Annotated in this window: 13 protein-coding genes, 3 rRNA genes and 1 pseudogene; 11 read left to right on the forward strand and 6 right to left on the reverse strand. The window is 66.9% G+C overall.

Annotated elements, in window-relative coordinates:
- The first annotated feature begins 250 nt into the window (after positions 1–250).
- Positions 251–1087 (forward strand): TrmH family RNA methyltransferase, encoded by an 837-nt coding sequence (locus GXP74_RS00790; RefSeq protein ID WP_182449494.1) that lies wholly within the window; start codon positions 251–253, stop codon positions 1085–1087.
- 93 nt (positions 1088–1180) lie between these two features.
- Positions 1181–1807 carry a GNAT family N-acetyltransferase gene (locus tag GXP74_RS00795; protein WP_182449495.1) on the forward strand — a complete coding sequence of 209 codons (627 nt, stop codon included), beginning with the start codon at positions 1181–1183 and terminating at the stop codon, positions 1805–1807.
- A 194-nt stretch (positions 1808–2001) separates the two neighbouring features.
- On the opposite strand, the gene rpsL (GXP74_RS00800) is transcribed toward GXP74_RS00795, so the two are convergent.
- Together rpsL (GXP74_RS00800) and rpsL (GXP74_RS00805) are read right to left on the reverse strand one after the other, a co-directional pair.
- Positions 2002–2376 (reverse strand): 30S ribosomal protein S12, encoded by a 375-nt coding sequence (rpsL, locus tag GXP74_RS00800; protein WP_182449496.1) that lies wholly within the window; start codon positions 2374–2376, stop codon positions 2002–2004.
- Positions 2377–2746: 370 nt separating this feature from the next.
- Positions 2747–3121 carry a 30S ribosomal protein S12 gene (gene rpsL / locus GXP74_RS00805; RefSeq protein ID WP_182449496.1) on the reverse strand — a complete coding sequence of 125 codons (375 nt, stop codon included), beginning with the start codon at positions 3119–3121 and terminating at the stop codon, positions 2747–2749.
- 415 nt (positions 3122–3536) lie between these two features.
- Here rpsL (GXP74_RS00805) and GXP74_RS00810 point away from each other — a divergent pair, with 415 nt between their 5' ends.
- Positions 3537–4325 carry a PIG-L family deacetylase gene (locus GXP74_RS00810; protein WP_182449497.1) on the forward strand — a complete coding sequence of 263 codons (789 nt, stop codon included), beginning with the start codon at positions 3537–3539 and terminating at the stop codon, positions 4323–4325.
- 35 nt (positions 4326–4360) lie between these two features.
- Here the strand turns inward: GXP74_RS00810 and GXP74_RS00815 are convergent, their stop codons facing one another.
- Entirely contained in the window at positions 4361–4774 is a 414-nt protein-coding gene (locus tag GXP74_RS00815) for a nuclear transport factor 2 family protein (RefSeq protein WP_182449498.1), read from the reverse strand.
- Positions 4775–4906: 132 nt separating this feature from the next.
- Here GXP74_RS00815 and GXP74_RS00820 point away from each other — a divergent pair, with 132 nt between their 5' ends.
- From GXP74_RS00820 to rrf, 4 genes are all read left to right on the forward strand, one after another.
- Complete coding sequence (locus GXP74_RS00820) at positions 4907–5320, forward strand: GNAT family N-acetyltransferase (protein ID WP_225447631.1); 414 nt, start codon at positions 4907–4909, stop codon at positions 5318–5320.
- Positions 5321–5801: 481 nt separating this feature from the next.
- Positions 5802–7320, forward strand: a 16S ribosomal RNA gene (locus GXP74_RS00825).
- Between the two features lie 305 nt (positions 7321–7625).
- Positions 7626–10746, forward strand: a 23S ribosomal RNA gene (locus tag GXP74_RS00830).
- An 81-nt stretch (positions 10747–10827) separates the two neighbouring features.
- Positions 10828–10944, forward strand: a 5S ribosomal RNA gene (gene rrf, locus GXP74_RS00835).
- Together the 16S, 23S and 5S rRNA genes form the textbook arrangement of a ribosomal RNA operon.
- 57 nt (positions 10945–11001) lie before the next feature.
- Here the strand turns inward: rrf and GXP74_RS00840 are convergent.
- The 3 genes from GXP74_RS00840 to GXP74_RS41995 all read right to left on the reverse strand — a co-directional run bounded on the left by GXP74_RS00840 (position 11002) and on the right by GXP74_RS41995 (position 14996).
- Positions 11002–12060: a MarR family transcriptional regulator gene (locus GXP74_RS00840; RefSeq protein ID WP_225447632.1), complete on the reverse strand. Its 1059-nt coding sequence runs from the start codon at positions 12058–12060 to the stop codon at positions 11002–11004.
- A 364-nt stretch (positions 12061–12424) separates the two neighbouring features.
- Complete coding sequence (locus GXP74_RS00845; RefSeq protein ID WP_225447633.1) at positions 12425–12994, reverse strand: hypothetical protein; 570 nt, start codon at positions 12992–12994, stop codon at positions 12425–12427.
- A gap of 85 nt (positions 12995–13079) precedes the next feature.
- Entirely contained in the window at positions 13080–14996 is a 1917-nt protein-coding gene (locus tag GXP74_RS41995; protein ID WP_182449500.1) for a DUF4157 domain-containing protein, read from the reverse strand.
- A gap of 547 nt (positions 14997–15543) precedes the next feature.
- Here GXP74_RS41995 and GXP74_RS00855 point away from each other — a divergent pair.
- From GXP74_RS00855 to GXP74_RS42000, 4 genes and pseudogenes are all read left to right on the forward strand, one after another.
- Positions 15544–15843: a hypothetical protein gene (locus tag GXP74_RS00855; RefSeq protein WP_182449501.1), complete on the forward strand. Its 300-nt coding sequence runs from the start codon at positions 15544–15546 to the stop codon at positions 15841–15843.
- A gap of 185 nt (positions 15844–16028) precedes the next feature.
- Positions 16029–17432, forward strand: coding sequence for an OB-fold domain-containing protein (locus GXP74_RS00860; protein ID WP_225447634.1), 1404 nt, complete (start codon positions 16029–16031; stop codon positions 17430–17432).
- Positions 17429–18613, forward strand: coding sequence for a lipid-transfer protein (locus GXP74_RS00865; RefSeq protein ID WP_182449502.1), 1185 nt, complete (start codon positions 17429–17431; stop codon positions 18611–18613). Before GXP74_RS00860 ends, GXP74_RS00865 begins: the two co-directional genes overlap by 4 nt.
- Before the next feature lie 25 nt (positions 18614–18638).
- Positions 18639–18701, forward strand: a pseudogene (locus tag GXP74_RS42000) (hypothetical protein); the annotation flags it as partial.
- Positions 18702–18719 lie beyond the last annotated feature (18 nt).

The raw sequence follows: 18719 nt of genomic DNA on the forward strand, positions 1-18719 counted from the left end.
CACTGGTCATGAGACCCACGCGGCCCGCACCGGTCCGCAGGCGAACCTCACTGACGGCCGTCGTGCTGGGGGCGTTCCTGGCCGCCCCCAGCACGATCGGCTCTCCGTCCCCGGCCCGCGGCGGTGACCGCGCCCCGGACGACTCGCCCGGACGGGGTGCAGGCGCTGGACGCAACGCGGTGGCCTGCGGCAATGGCGTAGAGTTGACGGCGCGTCACCCCTCGCTAGTTGTAGACGATCTGGAGGACCGGTGGCTGCGCCACAGCGGATCACGTCCCGTAACGCCCGTTTCCAGCAGTGGGAGTCGCTGCTGACCAACCGGAACAAGCGCAGCCGCGCCCGCGAGTTCCTGGTCCAGGGGGTCAGGGCGATCACCGTCGCGGGCGAGCAGGGCTGGCCGATCCGCACCCTGCTCTACGACAGCGAGCGGGCACCGTCCCGTTGGGCGGAGCAGTTGCTGCGCACCTCCAACAGTGAACTCATCGCCATGTCACCGCAGTTGCTGGCCGAGCTGGGGGAGAAGAACGAGGACGCGCCGGAGGTCATCGCGGTGATGGAGATCCCCGAGGACGACCTGGACCGGATCCCGGTGAGCGATGACTTCCTCGGCGTCCTGTTCGACCGCCCGGTGAGCCCGGGCAACATCGGCTCGATCATCCGCTCCGCCGACGCCTTCGGCGCCCACGGCCTGATCGTCACCGGGCACGCCGCCGACGTCTACGACAGCAAGTCGGTGCGCGCCAGCACCGGTTCGCTGTTCGCTCTGCCGGTGGTCCGGGTGCCCTCGCACCGCGAGGTCAGCGCCTGGCTGGACGCCCAACGCGCGCAGGGCAGGCCGGTCGCGGTGGTCGGCACCGACGAGCACGGTGAGGCCGACCTCTTCGACTTCGACCTCACCCAGCCGGTGCTGCTGCTGATCGGCAACGAGACCACCGGCCTGAGCAGCGCCTGGCGCGAGCTCTGCGACCACACCGTCAGCATCCCGATGACCGGCAGCGCGAGCTCGCTGAACGCCGCCAACGCGGCGACGGCGGTCCTCTACGAGGCCTCCCGCCAGCGCCTGGCGGCGGCACGCGGCTCGGCCTGAGCGGTCGGCCCGAGCGGTCGGCCCGAGCGGTCGGGTAATATCCCCACGAGGATTTCACCGCTTACATAGCTGGGTACTCAGTGGGGGTGGGCCATGTCGGAAGAGCTGGTGCGGGCCTGGGTGAACGGTTGGGCGCGCTCGCGGGGCACCGCATCACCGGTGCCGGTGCCCTGGGGCCTGCGGGTCGAGGTCGGCCTGCCCGACCAGGTCGTCCGGCACGTGCTGCCGCAGGCGGACGAGGCGCGGGTACGCGCCATGGCGGCGCAGGTGAGCGCCCCGCACACGTGGCTGCGGGCGTTCGTACCGGAGGCGACACTCGCGCCCTGGCTGTCGGCGGCGTGGACGCCGACCACGCCGCACCACCTGATGGCGACCGACCTGCGGCCCGCCCCCACCCCGGAGATGGACGGCTACCGGCTCACGATGGAGGTCGGCGGCGGCGTGATCCGGGTCCGGGTACTGGCCGCCGACGGTTCGCCGGCCGCCCGGGGCCAGGCCGCGCCGGTCGGCGCCCACGCCACCTTCGACCAGGTGGTGACCGAGGGCGCGCACCAGCGCCGGGGACTCGGCAGCCTGGTCATGCGTGCGCTGGCCAACGCGGCGATGGAGCAGGGGGCGGAGTTCGGCGTGCTCGGCGCGACCGACGAGGGCCGCGCGCTGTACGAGTCCCTGGGGTGGAAAGTCCACGCACCGCTGACCGGATTCGTCTACGTCCCGTAGAAAAGGAACCAGCCGCTGATCGCAAACGAATCAGCGGCTGGAAACGCCACTGCGCACAGGCTCAGTAAGCGCCAACTGGGCCTGTGCGCAGGGGTGGTGCCGATCAGGTACGGCCAATGCTGTTCAGCGGATCAAGTGCGCCACGTGCACAACGGCTGGCCAGCTGGAGGACCGGTCTCAGTCCTCCGCTTGGATCACGCAGAGGGCTTCTTGGAGCCGTACTGGCTGCGGCCCTGCTTGCGGTTCTTGACGCCCTGGGCGTCGAGGGAGCCGCGGACGATGCGGTAGCGGACACCGGGGAGGTCGCGGATGGCGCCGCCCTGGACCAGGACCACCGAGTGCTCCTGGAGGTTGTGGCCCTCACCGGGGATGTAGGCGGTGACCTCGATGCCGCTGGTCAGGCGCACACGGGCGACCTTCCGCAGGGCGGAGTTGGGCTTACGGGGCGTGGTCGTGTACACACGCACGCAAACCCCGCGACGCTGCGGCGAGCCGGCGAGCCCACGCGTCTTGACCGTGGGGTTCTTGTCCTGCCGGCCCTTACGGACAAGCTGCTGAATTGTGGGCATGGTTGCTTAGATCTCCAGTCTAGTGGCGCAGGTTACGACTATACGGCAACCACCCACAGCCAACAAATCAGCGCCGTCGACGACCGCCGACCACCGGTCGGCCCGGTCCGGCCGCGGATGCCGGATCGGGGAAACAACTCGGCGGTGTGACACATCAGTTGTTCTGATGCGTCACACCGCCGAATCGGTGTGGCTGAAGTTCCAGGCCGCCTTGTTGGGGACATCTCCCCGGGAACGCCATCGCGCAGGCTACAGGTAGCGCCAACTGAGCCTATGCACAGGCTTTTGCTTTGTGCTCCACCGGGGTTTCGTGCGCCACGTTCTTCAGCGGCTGGCCAGCTGGAGGACCGGTCTCAGTCCTCCGCTTGGATCACGCAGAGGGCTTCTTGGAGCCGTACTGGCTGCGGCCCTGCTTGCGGTTCTTGACGCCCTGGGCGTCGAGGGAGCCGCGGACGATGCGGTAGCGGACACCGGGGAGGTCGCGGATGGCGCCGCCCTGGACCAGGACCACCGAGTGCTCCTGGAGGTTGTGGCCCTCACCGGGGATGTAGGCGGTGACCTCGATGCCGCTGGTCAGGCGCACACGGGCGACCTTCCGCAGGGCGGAGTTGGGCTTACGGGGCGTGGTCGTGTACACACGCACGCAAACCCCGCGACGCTGCGGCGAGCCGGCGAGCCCACGCGTCTTGACCGTGGGGTTCTTGTCCTGCCGGCCCTTACGGACAAGCTGCTGAATTGTGGGCATGGTTGCTTAGATCTCCAGTCTAGTGGCGCAGGTTAGGACTATACGGCAACCGTCCACCGCCACCAAACCAGCCCGGCGGGGCCGCCCGCGCCGGGCCCGAGGCCCCGGCCGAACCAGGGTCTCACGCCCCGCCGCCGGTCCCGGCCGCGTCCGGGGGCGATATCCGGCCCCCATTCGATCCGGTACGTCGAATACCGCCGCCCTGGCATTCACCCGGTGCCATTTCCCCGGTCGCGGCCGCGATTCCCGGCACCGGCCGCCCCGCTCGGTAGGGGTTGGTGCACAGTCGGTGATAGTCGCCGAATGCCGAGTACAACTCGTCGGTAATGGCGTAGTTTCCGCTCATCAGCTGCGAGCAAGACCAGTAACGCAAGCAACGCAAACAACCGCTGTCGCGACCCGAGGTGCGCTGTTCATGCCTGGAACCCTGATTGTCTCCGCCCATCTCGACGACGGCCTGCTCTCGGCGAGCCAGGTGGCCATGAGCGCGCCGTCGACGGTGGCCACCGTCTTCGCCGGGCCGCCCCCGGCCGAGGTGGGGCTGACCGAGTGGGATCTGCTCACCGGGGCGAAGTCCTCCGTCGAGCGCTACCACGAGCGGCTCGCCGAGGACGAGCGCGCCAACGCGGTCATCGGCTCCCGGCCGGTGCACCTGTCCTTCCCGGAGGAGCAGTTCCGCGACGGCCTGCCGGACGCGGTCGGCTGTACCAGCGAGCTCGCGCTGCTGCTGGCCCAGGCCGACACGGTCTGGATCCCGGCCGGGATCGGCGGCCACCCGGACCACCTGCTCGCCCGCAACCTCGCCCTGGCCGCGCTCCCGGACGGCGCCCGGCCCGCCGTCGGCTTCTACGGCGACTTCCCCTACATGGCGTCCTACGGCTGGCCGAGCTGGGCCACCGGACGCCCGGCGGCGCGCTACCTCGACTCGGCGGCCTGGCTTGAGGTCGAACTCCAGAACATCGGCTTCCGCGAGGCGGAGCTCACCCGCGAGGTGGTCACCCTCACCGAGTCCGAGCGCCGACTGAAGTCCGCCTCCATCGCCGAGTACCGTTCCCAGCTGGCCGCGCTGCGGCTCGACGACACCTGGATCGGAACCCGGCCGGACGCGCTCCACTACGAGGTGCGCTGGACTCCCACCGCCGAGGCGCTGACCCTGATGGTGCAGCAGAGCCGGGAAAGCCTGTTGGGCAACCCCCGCAGCTGACAGGTCGTCATATACCGCGCGGCTGGGACCGGACGTCAGGCGAAGACGACCTCGCCGGCGTGCTTGGTGTCGAAGTACTCGCGGACGGAGACGATCTGCCCGTCCCGGACGGTGAACACCGCCAGGCAGTGCTGGTTGTAGCGGGCACCCGAGCGCGCCAGGGCCCGGGTGCTCCACTCGGCCAGCACCCGGTCGCCCTCGGCGATCAGCCCGTCGAACTCGAACTCCATCGACTCCGGCACCAGCCGGGCCACCATCGCGGGCACGAACTCGTCGAGGATCTGCTCCCCACCGGTCCAGGTGCCGGAGAGCGGCAGGTCCCCGGCGAGCGTCCAGGTCGTCTCGGGGGTGAAGAAGGACCGCAGCGCGTTGAAGTCGCCGGTCGACAGTGCCTCCATGTAGCCCTGGACGACGGCCTTGCTGCTGCTGGTGAGTTCCTGAACGGTCATGTCTCCGGCCTTTCCCGCTGTGCTCTGGCTGACAGACATGACCGTAGGCCGGGGGCCGGGACGAAGGGAAAGACCTCTTTCGGATCGGATCAGACCGGTACGGCATCACCGCAGCTCTGGCATCATCCCCCGGTGATCGACTACAGCGACGACCTCACCGGTCTCACCGAGGACCAGCTCCACGGCTTCTTCGTGGGCTGGCCGTCACCGCCGACCCGGGCCCAGCACCTCGCGGTCCTGCACGGCAGCTACCGTGCCGTCATCGCCCGCGAGACCGCCACCGGCCAGGTCGTCGGCTTCGTCAACCTGATCAGCGACGGCGTGCTCACCGCCTTCATCCCCTGGCTTGAGGTACTGCCCGCGCACCAGGGACACGGCATCGGCGCCGAACTGATCCGACAGGTGCTGGTCGGCACCGACCACCTCTACTCCATCGACCTCACCTGTGACGCGGGCCTGCGCCCCTACTACGAGCGACTGGGCCTGCTCCCCCTCACCGGGATGGCGATCCGCCACTGGGACGTCCTGCCCTCCAAGGTGGTTTGACATCACCGGGGTGGGTGCGTAGTGTCCTCCGAGTTGCCCGTCGAACAGTTGTGGCGACCAATCCCCTGAAAGAACCGCAAGGCCTTCTTTGGCATGCATCTTTCTGGGAATTGCAGCGGGGCGAACGAAAACCGGTGGATTTCGCATCGGTGGCCCGGTTCCGCTAAGGTTTCACTCGTCGGAACGGGCCGGAAACGGCGCGGGACGGCGGGAAATCGGACCGGAAACGGTCTGGTAAGCTAGAAAACGAAGAACGAAGCGCCTGGAGAGACCGGTGAAAGGGTCTTGAAGGAAGCGTCCGTTCCTTGAGAACTCAACAGCGTGCCAAAAGTCAACGCCAGATATGTTGATACCCCGTCCGTTGATCGGACGAGGTTCCTTTGATGCACAAAACACTAGCGAGGACGCAGTGCACGGGATCGGCTATTCCGCCGGTTGCTGTGCCGCTCAACGCGTGTGGTGACCCGATTACGGGTAATCATTCACGGAGAGTTTGATCCTGGCTCAGGACGAACGCTGGCGGCGTGCTTAACACATGCAAGTCGAACGGTGAAGCCCTTCGGGGTGGATCAGTGGCGAACGGGTGAGTAACACGTGGGCAATCTGCCCCAGATTCTGGGACAACACCGGGAAACCGGTGCTAATACCGGATACGACGCATCTCCGCATGGGGTGTGCGTGGAAAGCTCCGGCGATCTGGGATGAGCCCGCGGCCTATCAGCTTGTTGGTGGGGTAATGGCCTACCAAGGCGACGACGGGTAGCCGGCCTGAGAGGGCGACCGGCCACACTGGGACTGAGACACGGCCCAGACTCCTACGGGAGGCAGCAGTGGGGAATATTGCACAATGGGCGAAAGCCTGATGCAGCGACGCCGCGTGAGGGATGACGGCCTTCGGGTTGTAAACCTCTTTCAGCAGGGAAGAAGCGCAAGTGACGGTACCTGCAGAAGAAGCACCGGCTAACTACGTGCCAGCAGCCGCGGTAATACGTAGGGTGCGAGCGTTGTCCGGAATTATTGGGCGTAAAGAGCTCGTAGGCGGCTTGTCGCGTCGGATGTGAAAGCCCGGGGCTTAACTCCGGGTCTGCATTCGATACGGGCAGGCTAGAGTGTGGTAGGGGAGATCGGAATTCCTGGTGTAGCGGTGAAATGCGCAGATATCAGGAGGAACACCGGTGGCGAAGGCGGATCTCTGGGCCATTACTGACGCTGAGGAGCGAAAGCGTGGGGAGCGAACAGGATTAGATACCCTGGTAGTCCACGCCGTAAACGTTGGGAACTAGGTGTGGGTCACATTCCACGTGGTCCGCGCCGCAGCTAACGCATTAAGTTCCCCGCCTGGGGAGTACGGCCGCAAGGCTAAAACTCAAAGGAATTGACGGGGGCCCGCACAAGCAGCGGAGCATGTGGCTTAATTCGACGCAACGCGAAGAACCTTACCAAGGCTTGACATATACCGGAAACGGCCAGAGATGGTCGCCCCCTTGTGGTCGGTATACAGGTGGTGCATGGTTGTCGTCAGCTCGTGTCGTGAGATGTTGGGTTAAGTCCCGCAACGAGCGCAACCCTCGTTCTGTGTTGCCAGCGGGTTATGCCGGGGACTCACAGGAGACTGCCGGGGTCAACTCGGAGGAAGGTGGGGACGACGTCAAATCATCATGCCCCTTATGTCTTGGGCTGCACACGTGCTACAATGGCCGGTACAATGAGCTGCGATACCGCGAGGTGGAGCGAATCTCAAAAAGCCGGTCTCAGTTCGGATTGGGGTCTGCAACTCGACCCCATGAAGTCGGAGTTGCTAGTAATCGCAGATCAGCATTGCTGCGGTGAATACGTTCCCGGGCCTTGTACACACCGCCCGTCACGTCACGAAAGTCGGTAACACCCGAAGCCGGTGGCCTAACCCGCAAGGGAAGGAGCTGTCGAAGGTGGGACCAGCGATTGGGACGAAGTCGTAACAAGGTAGCCGTACCGGAAGGTGCGGCTGGATCACCTCCTTTCTAAGGAGCACTTCTCCTGGCTTCGGTCGGGCAGAGGCCAGTTCATCGGCGAATGTCCGGTGCTGGTAGCTCATGGGTGGAACGTTGACTATTCGGCACGATCAGTTGGTCATGGTTAGTACTGCGCTTCGGCGCGTGGAAAGCGGTGGTTGGTTGGTTGTGTCGGGCACGTTGTTGGGTCCTGAGGGCGCGGCCGTATGGCTGGTCTTCAGACGCCGACCCCAGTGAACTTCACGCCGTCTGGTGTGGGGGTGATGGGTGGTTGGTCGTTGCTTGAGAACTGCACAGTGGACGCGAGCATCTGTGGCCAAGTTTTTAAGGGCGCACGGTGGATGCCTTGGCACTAGGAACCGATGAAGGACGTGGGAGGCCGCGATAGGCCCCGGGGAGCTGTCAACCGAGCTTTGATCCGGGGGTGTCCGAATGGGGAAACCCGGCAGTCGTCATGGGCTGTCACCCGCTGCTGAACACATAGGCAGTGTGGAGGGAACGCGGGGAAGTGAAACATCTCAGTACCCGCAGGAAGAGAAAACAACCGTGATTCCGAGAGTAGTGGCGAGCGAAATCGGATGAGGCTAAACCGTTGTGGTGTGATACCCGGCAGGGGTTGCCACTTCGGGGTCGTGGGAAGATTCTTGATCAATCTGCCGGTTGGTCGGGGAGTCAGAAACCGTATGGGTAGTCGAAGGACATGCGAAAGGTCCGGCGTAGAGGGTAAGACCCCCGTAGACGAAACCTGTACGGCTCTCTTGAGTCTTTCCCAAGTAGCACGGAGCCCGAGAAATTCCGTGTGAATCTGGCGGGACCACCCGCTAAGCCTAAATATTCCCTAGTGACCGATAGCGGACAGTACCGTGAGGGAATGGTGAAAAGTACCGCGGGAGCGGAGTGAAATAGTACCTGAAACCGTGTGCCTACAAGCCGTGGGAGCGTCGCAGCGTGTGCTTGCACATGTTGTCGTGACTGCGTGCCTTTTGAAGAATGAGCCTGCGAGTTTGCGGTGTGTTGCGAGGTTAACCCGTGTGGGGTAGCCGTAGCGAAAGCGAGTCCGAATAGGGCGATTGAGTAGCGCGCCCAAGACCCGAAGCGGAGTGATCTAGCCATGGGCAGGTTGAAGCGCGGGTAAGACCGTGTGGAGGACCGAACCCACCAGGGTTGAAAACCTGGGGGATGACCTGTGGTTAGGGGTGAAAGGCCAATCAAACTCCGTGATAGCTGGTTCTCCCCGAAATGCATTTAGGTGCAGCGTCGCGTGTTTCTTGCCGGAGGTAGAGCACTGGATAGGCGATGGGCCCCACCGGGTTACTGACCTTAGCCAAACTCCGAATGCCGGTAAGTGAGAGCGCGGCAGTGAGACTGTGGGGGATAAGCTCCATGGTCGAGAGGGAAACAGCCCAGAACACCGGCTAAGGCCCCTAAGCGTGTGCTAAGTGGGAAAGGATGTGGAGTCGCAGAGACAACCAGGAGGTTGGCTTAGAAGCAGCCACCCTTTAAAGAGTGCGTAATAGCTCACTGGTCAAGTGATTCCGCGCCGACAATGTAGCGGGGCTCAAGTACACCGCCGAAGCCGTGTCATTGCAGCTTAACTCCTAACGGGGGCTGTGATGGGTAGGGGAGCGTCGTGTGCCGGGTGAAGCGGCGGCGGAAGCCAGTTGTGGACGGTATACGAGTGAGAATGCAGGCATGAGTAGCGATACAAGAGTGGGAAACTCTTGCGCCGATTGACCAAGGGTTCCTGGGTCAAGCTGATCTGCCCAGGGTAAGTCGGGACCTAAGGCGAGGCCGACAGGCGTAGTCGATGGACAACGGGTTGATATTCCCGTACCCGCTTTGAAGCGCCAACGTCGAACCTCTGGATGCTAAGGCCGTGAAGCCGTCTCGGATCCTTCGGGTGAAGAGGAGTGGTGGAGCCGCTGATCCAACAGGGTAGTAGGTGAGCGATGGGGTGACGCAGGAAGGTAGTCCAGCCCGGGCGGTGGTTGTCCCGGGGTAAGGGTGTAGGGCGTTGCGTAGGCAAATCCGCGCAGCACGAGCCTGAGACCTGATGCCGAGCCGATTGTGGTGAAGTGGATGATCCTATGCTGTCGAGAAAAGCCTCTAGCGAGTTTCATGGCGGCCCGTACCCCAAACCGACTCAGGTGGTCAGGTAGAGAATACCGAGGCGTTCGGGTGAACTATGGTTAAGGAACTCGGCAAAATGCCCCCGTAACTTCGGGAGAAGGGGGGCCGGTTGTGGTGATGGGACTTGCTCCTTGAGCTGTGGCCGGCCGCAGAGACCAGCGAGAAGCGACTGTTTACTAAAAACACAGGTCCGTGCGAAGCCGTAAGGCGATGTATACGGACTGACGCCTGCCCGGTGCTGGAACGTTAAGGGGACCGGTTAGCTTGGTTTCGACCTGGCGAAGCTGAGAACTTAAGCGCCAGTAAACGGCGGTGGTAACTATAACCATCCTAAGGTAGCGAAATTCCTTGTCGGGTAAGTTCCGACCTGCACGAATGGCGTAACGACTTCTCGACTGTCTCAACCATAGGCCCGGTGAAATTGCATTACGAGTAAAGATGCTCGTTTCGCGCAGCAGGACGGAAAGACCCCGGGACCTTTACTATAGCTTGATATTGGTGTTCGGTTCGGCTTGTGTAGGATAGGTGGGAGACTTTGAAGCGGCCACGCCAGTGGTTGTGGAGTCGTCGTTGAAATACCACTCTGGTCGTGCTGGATGTCTAACCTGGGTCCGTGATCCGGATCAGGGACAGTGTCTGGTGGGTAGTTTAACTGGGGCGGTTGCCTCCTAAAATGTAACGGAGGCGCCCAAAGGTTCCCTCAGCCTGGTTGGCAATCAGGTGTTGAGTGTAAGTGCACAAGGGAGCTTGACTGTGAGACCGACGGGTCGAGCAGGTGCGAAAGCAGGGACTAGTGATCCGGCGGTGGCTTGTGGAAGCGCCGTCGCTCAACGGATAAAAGGTACCCCGGGGATAACAGGCTGATCTTCCCCAAGAGTCCATATCGACGGGATGGTTTGGCACCTCGATGTCGGCTCGTCGCATCCTGGGGCTGGAGTAGGTCCCAAGGGTTGGGCTGTTCGCCCATTAAAGCGGTACGCGAGCTGGGTTTAGAACGTCGTGAGACAGTTCGGTCCCTATCCGCTGCGCGCGTAGGAGTCTTGAGAAGGGCTGTCCCTAGTACGAGAGGACCGGGACGGACGAACCTCTGGTGTGCCAGTTGTCCTGCCAAGGGCATGGCTGGTTGGCTACGTTCGGGAGGGATAACCGCTGAAAGCATCTAAGCGGGAAGCCTGCTTCGAGATGAGGGCTCCCACCACCTTGAGTGGTTAAGGCTCCCAGTAGACGACTGGGTTGATAGGCCGGATGTGGAAGCCCTGTGAGGGGTGGAGCTGACCGGTACTAATAGGCCGAGGGCTTGTCCATAGTTGCTACGCGTCCACTGTGTTGTTCTGAAGGAACGACCCCTACTCCGTGAGGAGTGGTGTGCGGTCAACTTCATAGTGTTTCGGTGGTCATAGCGTGAGGGAAACGCCCGGTTACATCCCGAACCCGGAAGCTAAGCCTCATAGCGCCGATGGTACTGCAGGGGGGACCCTGTGGGAGAGTAGGACGCCGCCGAACAACCTTTACTGTAGGCCCCCTGACATCACGTCAGGGGGCCTACAGGCATTTCTGCACTCATCCGGTAGCGGGACCGGCGAGCTGTCCGCCGCCGCGTAGCGCCTGGCGCAATGCGGCGACGCGGAGCCGGAGTTCCTGGGCTGTCGGGCGCTTGCTGGCCGGGTGCGGGCTCTCGTTGCGGCAGCGGCGGCAGAGGCCGCCGGCCAGGGCCTCGGGCGGGCCTGGCCGACCGCAGTCGACGCAGTCCAGCATCCGCCGTCGGACCGGCTGCTGGGCCGTTGCGGGGCGGTTGGGCTCCGGCTGGCGGGGGAGGTCGGGCGGCATCTTCTGCAGCAGCCGAGTGCGGGCCAGCGCCAGCGCGCTGTGGACCACCGGCGGCAGGCCGGTCGTCAGCGCCAGGACGAACTGCACGGGAGTGGCCCCCCGGGCGAACCACTCTGCGGCCAGGCTCTCCAGAGCGCCGCACTCGGCGGCCGAGAGCGTCAGCCGGGGGTCCGCACCGCCCAGCTCGGCCAGGGCCCGGTACGCGGGGGTGGGCTCAACCGGCCCGTCCGGCGCGGAAGTCGGGGCGGCCTGCGGTACGGCTTCGGCCTGCGGCTCCGCCTCGACCACGGCCTCAACCACGGCCTCGACCACCGGCTCCGGCTCAACCACGGCCTCAGCCTCAGCCTCATCCACGGCCTCCGGCTCGCCGGGCCCGTCGGCTGCTGCCGGGGGTTCCTCGGACGGCGGATCCTGCGGCGGCTCCTGCTCCGGCAGCTCGTCGTTGAGGTACGCGCACCACCACGCGTCGCTGCGGGGCTCCGCCGAGAAGTACGTCCGCTGGACCCACTGCGGGCGCCCCTCGCCCAGGGTCTCCTTGACCCGCCGCAGGTGCCCGGCCTCCGCCAGGTTCCGTAGCGCCGAGCGCACGGCCTGCTGGCCGTAGAGCGGCAGTGCCTTGGCCAGGGACTTCGTGTCGATGGCCGAGCCCTCGGGTAGCCGGTCGATGAAGGCCGCGATGCAGCCCTCCCGCAACGGGAGGTGCGCGAAATCCTGCTGCCGGTAAGGCTGTTGAGCGGGAACGCTGCGCTTGCCGTAGCCGACACGCGCCATCGGGTGCTTCGGAAGCCGCATCGCAGCGATAAGGTCTTTGTACGCCATGGGATCGCCTAACGATCTTGTGTGCCAGGCCCCGGTTGGTGTTGGTAGCACCGGCTGGGGCTGTTCTGTCTCTCGGCACGTTAGATCACATCACCACTCTGTAGCAAGTCGGCTACCTGGAGTGAAACATGCAGGCAGCGCGGCATTGGGTGGGTGGGTGGGTAGTAGCTTTCCGCCCGTTCAAACAAAACAGCGTTCGAGTCCCGCACGCTCTCGCTCGTCCCCTGAGCCCCGTACTCCGGGCCCATCCCCGCTGTCCTGCGGCGATGCCGAAATCCGCCGAATACCCGCTGGGCACCCTGTCCCCGGCGCTCGGGGATCGCCGGTCCGGCGTGCCTCAGCTGCCGGACGTCGAGGTCAGCAGTCCGGCTCCGCCGAGCAGCACGGCGAGGAGCAGGCAGTGGACGATGATGATGGCCAGGATCCGATCCGACCTGCTGCCACGGGTGTCGAGGGTGACCCCTTCGGCGAAGCGGTGCTTCGCTGCCGCGATGCCGGCGCTGAGGAACGTCAGCCCGAGCGCCGTGACCGCCAGCCAGTCCTCGGTGCGGGAAGCGTCGATCCGGACGTAGCTGCCCGGGTGCACCTGGTCCACCCGCAGCTCGGTTCCGGGCGCCGGGGGCGGGTTCTCATTGACGAGGGCGGCTGGATCCTCGGTGCGTCCGTTGTCCGCGCGGAAGGGGCCGGTGCAGCCGATGTAGCTGCCCTTCCCGGTGCCCACGCGGGCGCAGGAGCTGACGGTCAACGTCCCGCGTACGCCGAGCAGTCCGGTGGCGTGGCCGACCTGGTACAGCCCGTAGAGCACCAGCCCGGCACCGGCCAGCGTGATCAGTACGCCGATCCCCAGCCGCCCGAGCGGGCTGGTCTGCTGGGTCTGGCCGCGCCTGCGCGCGGAGGTCATGGGCATGCTGTCCGGCCGTTCCGTCTCGACGTGCGCTCGCACTGGTGGGGCGGAGGCTATCAGCAGTGCGTTCGGGTGTTCGAAGGGCAGGTCACTGGGCTGCTGGGGCAGGTTGCTGAGCCTGCCGCGCTTCCTGCCGGTCCCGGTACAACTGGGCAGCCACTGCCCGGAGTTTGACGTAGAAGGGGTTGTCGGCGGGCGTCTTCCACAGGTGCAGGTACACCAGCATCTGGTTCATCACGGTGTCGTACTCGACGAGTAGGCCGGAGTCGTCGCCGACCGCCGCGTCCCACGCGAGCATCCTGGCCTTCTCTGCCTCGTCCACCCGAGGATTCGGGGGCGCGCTGAGACTGCGGGCGTACTGGGCGACCTTTCCCGGAGCGGCGCCGTAGGACAGCTTCTCGTCGAGCAGGCTCTGCGCGGTGGGCGAGAAGGCGTCCTTGTGCTGCTCGAACAGGGCCTTGAGGGCGTTCAGCTCCCCACGCCGCCGGGCCGCCAGCCGCTGTGCCTGCGCCGGTGTCGAGTTGGCGGGTAGCAGCAGCATGGCATCGGTGTTCCGGTAGGACTGGTGGGCTGCCGCGTGCGTCATCTCGTGCGCCAGGTGTCCCAGCAGCTCGGTTGTCCCTCCGCGTGGTCCCATCGAGGGCCGCAGCGTGTAGGGGTGCTCGGGCGCCGCGCCGCCCTCCCCCGGTGCGGACACGTGCAGCCCGCTCGTACCACCCAGTTCGAACCTCATGTCGTCCCTGAACGCCATGATCTCCTGGAGGATCCGGCGGGTCTCCACGGGCAGGTCAGGGTGTTCGATCAGGGCTCCGAGTTTGCCGATGTTCTCCAGGACGAGTTCCCTGAACCTCGGGTTCTCCGGCTGATGCGCCTGCCTCCTGAGGCCGAGGGTGTTCGCCTTGTGCTGCATCGTGCCGGTGATGTCCAGCACCGCGGTCTCGTGGACCAGCTGGGGATTCTCCGACTCCTTCGACAGGGCGGAGTCGAGGACGGTGAGCCAGGCCCGGAACTGGTTGGCGTCCTGCCCGTCCGGGATGCTGTTGGCCTGCTGGACCTGCTGGATGAACATGCTCTCGTGCTCCGCCTGGAGACGCAGCGCCCTGATGCCGGGCAGTCGTGAGCGGTCGGGCCGGTCGTTCTCGTAGGCGGCGCACCCGCCGATGATCGCGGCCAGTTGGGTCTCGCGGGTGGCGTACTCCGTCGACCCCACCCCCTCGTACCGGGTGACCTGTTCGTCCAGGACCTTGAGCCGCTCGGACCTCGCGGACAGGGGCTTCGACGTCGACTCCTTGAACGTCGCGGGGCTCATCAGCCGGGCGACGGTCACCGGCGTTCCGGCGGTCGGGGCCGCTGCCCGCTGGACCCGGGCCGCCTCCGGGGCCGCCTCCGGGACGCGGCCTGCGGCCGGTGCGGACATGACCCGGGTGGCGTTGGCTTCGGCCGCGCGCTCGAAGCGGTCGGCGGGGTCGCTGAGGTGCAGGCCCGCGCCGTTGTCGGTACCGGCGACCGGGCCGCCGCGCTGCTGGATGACGTGGGTCAGCTCGTGGGCGAGGGTGTGCTTGTCCGCTCCGCCGTCGCCGATGACCACGTGCGAGCCGGAGGTGAAGGCCCGAGCGCCGATCTCCGCGGCCGAGTCCCGGGCCGTGGCCCCGGTGTGCAGGCGGACGTCCGAGAAGTCCGCGCCCAGGCGGGACTCCATCTCGTTCCGCAGCGGTTCGGCCAGCGGCTGTCCGGAGCCGCGCAGCACCTCGTGCACGGCGGAGCGCTGGACCGGGGCCCCGGGCTCCGGCTGGTGTCCGCAGCCCGCGCCGTGCTCGTGCCGGGCCTGCTCCAGCATCCGGGACACGGCGGCGTTGCCGATGCGGCGCTGGAGCGCGAGCACGGCCTCCGGGGAGGGGTGGTCCGCGAGCAGCGCGGCCGGTTCGGGTGTGCGGGCGGCGGTCGGTTTCGCCTCGGCGCGGGACTGCTGTTCCTGGGCTGCCCTGCCGTGGTCCTGAGCGCGCATGGTGGCAAATCCTTCCAGGGACGTCGCCGACATCACGTCTATCTGTACGCGTACGGAGCGGCCCCGGGAAGAGGGCGGGGGTGCAGCATTCGCTGCCCGATCGGGCAACTGAGGAAGCGTTAAAGATCATGCTCTGTAGGTTTTCTGACGATCAGTGAGGTGAGGCCGGTGGCGCTCTCGCAGGTGGCGGGTGAACGGCACGCGGGCAGAGTGGTGTGCAGTGTGTGAGGTTGACGCGAGACGTGCGCGCGCACGCCCTGGGCGCGCGATCCGGTCGGGTCGCGCGCCCCAGGGCTGCTGCGTTCGGGTCCAGTCAGGGGGCCGAACGGGGGGAATCGGGAGGTAAACCCGTGTCGTCGCGGACTTTGGCGCGGCCGGTGGCCCCAGCTTCGATGTCACGCTTACGGGGGAAAAAGTCACCCAGGGATGGATATTTGTCGATTCGCTGAGCAGTCTTGCGGTGCGACGTCGCGATCCGGACGGACCGCATCTGGCCAGATGCGACCGCCCAACTCAGCGTTCGACTTCCACCACCACGGAGGAATCCATGTCTCGCATCCGCCTTGCCTTTGCCGCCGCCCCCATCGCAGCCGCCATGATCCTGCTCGGCGCCGGCGCGGCCTCCGCCGACAGTGGCTCTTTCGCCAGCAACCACTCCAACGGGAGCGTCGTCTCCGACAGCGGCACCGGCAACCTGTCGGGATGGGTGGACGGCAACTCCAACTGGACGCAGCAGACCGCGACCGGCCCGGGTGCGACCAACGCCAACAACACGCTGGGCGTGAAGGACAATTCGGGCAATGTGTATTCCAACCAGTCGAACTCGAACGTCCGCATCTACTTCTGATCCGGTCCGCCCCCGCTGACGGCTGGGCCGCAGCGTAGGGCGCACGGTATGCACGCGGCCTGCCGCCGCAGTTGACTGGCGTCAGCCCCGGGATCGGTTCCACATCCCGGGGCTGACGCATGTTCAGGGAGCTGAGTCGGCAAGGCCCTTGACGTCTCTCACTGATCTGACGCACAGTCAGATTTGTGACGGAGCCGACGGCAGCAGACGGGGAGCGGGCGTTCCAGGGGTACGCGGGGCAGCCCGCGGCCGCCGGAGGGCGGGCACTGGACCCGGTCAACGCGCCCATGATCCGGCACTGGTGCGAGGCCATGGGCGACACCGGACCTGCCTACCGCGGCCCCGGCGCGGTCGCCCCGCCCGCGATGCTCCAGGTCTGGACGATGGCCGGACTGGGCGCGGCCGGACAGTCCCGCAGTGGTCCGTACGAGGACCTGCTGGCCGGACTCGACGCCGTCGGCTGTACCTCGGTGGTCGCCACCGACTGCGAGCAGCGGTACCTGCGCCCGCTGCGGGTCGGCGAGCGGGTGCTGTTCGACGCGGTGATCGAGTCGGTCTCCGCGGCGAAGCGCACCGCGCTCGGCACCGGTCACTTCGTCACCACCAGAACGGATCTGCGCGCCTACGACGAGGCCAGGGGCCAGCAGCCGGAGGAGGCCACGCCCGTCGCCACCCACCGCTTCCGGATCCTGAAGTACCGCCCGGGCGCGCGGGACGACCAGCACCCCCGGCCGCCCGGGCGGGCACCGGGGCGGCGTCCGCGTCCGGTGGTCAACCGCGACAACGCGGCCTTCTGGGAGGGCGTCGCCGCAGGCGAGTTGCGGTTCCAGCAGTGCGACGACTGCGGGACGCCGCGCTTCCCCTGGCTGCCCGGGTGCAACCACTGCGGTTCCGCGCGCTGGACGGCGCGGGCGGCCGGTGGCGCCGGGACGGTCTACTCCTCGGTGGTGGTCCACCATCCGCTGCCCGCCGCCTTCGACCGGCCGTACGCGGTGGCCCTGGTCGAACTCGCCGAAGGGGTACGCGTCGTCAGCAACGTCGTCGGCATCGAACCGGGCGAGGTGCGGATCGGGATGCCGGTGCGCCTGTCCTTCGAACGCTGCGACGAGGAGCTGACGCTGCCGCTGTTCCGCCCCGACCGGCCCGGGGACGCGGTGCTGCTCCCGGAACTGCGGGTGCCGGTCACCCGCACCCTGATCGTCGCGGGTGCGATCGCCACCCGCGACTTCCAGGACGTCCACCACGACGCCGAACTGGCCCGGGCCAAGGGCTCGCCGGACATCTTCATGAACATCCTCACCAGCAACGGCCTGGTCGGACGCTATGTCACCGACTGGGTGGGGCCGGGGGCGGTGCTCGACGGCATCGCGATCCGGCTCGGCGTCCCGGCCTACCCGGGGGACGAGCTGCGGTTCACCGGCCAGCTGCTGACGGGCGGCGGTCAGCCGACGGATGACAGCGGACAGATGACGGTATCTGTCATCGGTCGGACAGATCGCGGCAACCACGTGACCGCCACCGTCACCGTCACCTGCACGCCGACCCGTGCGGCCCGAGGCGCCGGTGCGGCCCGAGGAGCCCGCTCATGAGCCTGCACCGCGCCGACGCCCTCGGCGGCCGGGCCGCCATCGCCGGGATCGGCGCCACCGAGTTCTCCAAGGACTCCGGCCGCAGTGAGCTGACGCTCGCGGTCGAGGCCGTCCGCGCCGCGCTGGACGACGCCGGGCTCCGTCCACAGGATGTGGACGGACTCGTCACCTTCACCATGGACACCAACCCGGAGATCACCGTCGCCCAGGCCGCCGGTATCGGTGAGCTGGGCTTCTTCTCCCGGGTCCACTACGGCGGCGGCGCCGCCTGCGCCACCGTGCAGCAGGCCGCGATGGCCGTGGCGACCGGCGTCGCCGAGGTCGTCGTCTGCTACCGCGCCTTCAACGAGCGCTCCGGCCACCGCTTCGGCTCCGGCCTGGCCGACCGCCGACCCTCCGCCGAGGGCGTGGCGATGGGCTGGACGATGCCGTACGGGCTGCTCACCCCCGCGTCCTGGGTGGCCCTGATCGCCCAGCGCTACCTGCACACCTACCGGCTCACCCCGGACGCCTTCGGACCGGTCGCGGTCGCCGACCGCCGTCACGCCGCCCGTAACCCGGCCGCGTACTTCTACCAGCGGCCGATCGCCCTGGCCGAACACCACGCGTCCCGGTGGATCGTCGAGCCGCTGCGGCTGCTCGACTGCTGCCAGGAGACCGACGGCGGCCAGGCGCTGGTGGTCACCAGCGTCGAGCGGGCCCGCGACCTGCGCCGCCCACCGGCCGTGATCGCCGCCGCCGCCCAGGGCGCGGGCCGCGCCCAGGAGGCGATGACCAGCTTCTACCGCGACGAGCTGACCGGCCTGCCGGAGGTGGGCGTGGTCGCCCGCCAGCTGTGGCGTACCAGCGGGCTGACCCCGGCCGACATCGACACCGCCGTGCTCTACGACCACTTCACCCCCTTCGTCCTGATGCAGCTGGAGGAGTTCGGCTTCTGCGGCCCGGGCGAGGCGGCCGACTTCGCCGCCGACGGCGGCCTGGAACTCGGTGGCCGACTGCCGGTGAACACCCACGGCGGCCAGCTCGGCGAGGCCTACCTGCACGGGATGAACGGCATCGCCGAGGGCGTCCGGCAGCTGCGCGGCGACTCCGCCAACCAGCTGCCGGACCCGAGGAACGTGCTGGTCACCGCCGGTACCGGCGTGCCCACCTCGGGACTGCTGCTGAGCGCCGACCGCTGAGCCGACCGGTGCGCCGACCGGTGCGCCGACCGCTGAGCCGACCCCCGCGCCGAGCCCCGCGCCGACCGCTGCCGGGATATTCGGTTGAGGCCGCCCCGGGCGCGGA

The organism is Streptacidiphilus sp. P02-A3a, from assembly GCF_014084105.1.
GTDB lineage: Bacteria > Actinomycetota > Actinomycetes > Streptomycetales > Streptomycetaceae > Streptacidiphilus.

Coding starts and splice junctions, on each gene's coding strand:
- GXP74_RS00795 (WP_182449495.1), top strand. CDS start 1,181: ATGTCGGAAGAGCTGGTGCGGGCCTGGGTGAACGGTTGGGCGCGCTCG.
- rpsL (WP_182449496.1), bottom strand. CDS start 2,376: ATGCCCACAATTCAGCAGCTTGTCCGTAAGGGCCGGCAGGACAAGAAC.
- rpsL (WP_182449496.1), bottom strand. CDS start 3,121: ATGCCCACAATTCAGCAGCTTGTCCGTAAGGGCCGGCAGGACAAGAAC.
- GXP74_RS00810 (WP_182449497.1), top strand. CDS start 3,537: ATGCCTGGAACCCTGATTGTCTCCGCCCATCTCGACGACGGCCTGCTC.
- GXP74_RS00815 (WP_182449498.1), bottom strand. CDS start 4,774: ATGACCGTTCAGGAACTCACCAGCAGCAGCAAGGCCGTCGTCCAGGGC.
- GXP74_RS00840 (WP_225447632.1), bottom strand. CDS start 12,060: ATGCGGCTTCCGAAGCACCCGATGGCGCGTGTCGGCTACGGCAAGCGC.
- GXP74_RS00845 (WP_225447633.1), bottom strand. CDS start 12,994: ATGCCCATGACCTCCGCGCGCAGGCGCGGCCAGACCCAGCAGACCAGC.
- GXP74_RS41995 (WP_182449500.1), bottom strand. CDS start 14,996: ATGCGCGCTCAGGACCACGGCAGGGCAGCCCAGGAACAGCAGTCCCGC.
- GXP74_RS00855 (WP_182449501.1), top strand. CDS start 15,544: ATGTCTCGCATCCGCCTTGCCTTTGCCGCCGCCCCCATCGCAGCCGCC.
- GXP74_RS00865 (WP_182449502.1), top strand. CDS start 17,429: ATGAGCCTGCACCGCGCCGACGCCCTCGGCGGCCGGGCCGCCATCGCC.